Source organism: Micromonospora sp. AMSO31t, assembly GCF_008868175.1.
In the GTDB taxonomy this organism is placed as follows: domain Bacteria; phylum Actinomycetota; class Actinomycetes; order Mycobacteriales; family Micromonosporaceae; genus Micromonospora.
The window spans coordinates 1-772 of the sequence record NZ_WBKT01000320.1; the positions used below are offsets into that span (position 1 = coordinate 1).

1 protein-coding gene and 1 pseudogene are annotated in these 772 nt (G+C 81.9%); one reads left to right on the forward strand and one right to left on the reverse strand.

Features of this window, described 5'->3' with window-relative positions:
- A partial coding sequence (locus F8274_RS32185; RefSeq protein WP_225854061.1) for a hypothetical protein occupies positions 1 to 213 on the reverse strand: 213 nt, incomplete at its 3' end.
- 96 nt (positions 214 to 309) lie between these two features.
- Between F8274_RS32185 and F8274_RS32190 the strand changes: the two are divergent.
- A pseudogene (locus F8274_RS32190) lies at positions 310 to 772 on the forward strand (hypothetical protein); the annotation flags it as partial.

Below are 772 nucleotides of genomic sequence, written 5' to 3' on the forward strand. Positions count from 1 at the left end.
CGTCCGGAGCGGCGCGACCAGGACGTGCCCGGTCGGCGGGACCAGGGGTTCCCCGACCGCCGCGACACCGGGGTGGCCCGTCCGGACCGGCGGAACCCGGACCTCCGCCAGCCCGGCGATCCACGTTTCGACGGGCCGCCGCGTGGCGAGCCGGGTCGGGGCCACGACGGGCCGGCGCGTGGCGAGCCGGGTCGCGGTTTCGACGGACCGCACCGGGAGCCGGACCGGGGTTACGACGGACCGCCGCGCCGGGAGGCGGCCGCGCGGGCCGAGACGTACCGGGATGCGCCCGAGGGTGGGCGCCGGCCGGTGGACCCGTACCGCGCCGAGCCGGGCCGGTACGGCGAATCGCGCCCCGCCGCGTTCCGGCCGGAGGAGCGCCGGGAGGGTCAGCGCCCGCCGGGCGACCGCGCGCGCCCGCACCACGGGGAGTGGCCGGTCGTCGAGCGGCGACCGCGCACCGAACCGGCCGCGTACCGCCCCGACGAGCGGCACCGCCCGACGGTGGACCGGCCCGGCCCGGACGGCCGCCCCGGCCGCCCGGTGGACGAGGCGGCCCGCTACGACGGCCGCCGCCCCGAGTCGGGCAGCGCGCGGCCGGACGTCGCCAACCCACCACCGGAGTCGGCTCGTCGCCGCCCGGAACCCGTCGACGGCCGGCCCGAGCCGGCCCGTCCCCGGCCCGAGTTCACCGGGCCGCGCCCCGACCCGGTGGGGCCCCGGCCGGAGCCGGTCGGGCCGCGAGCGGAGTCGACTCGTCCGCGTCCTGACT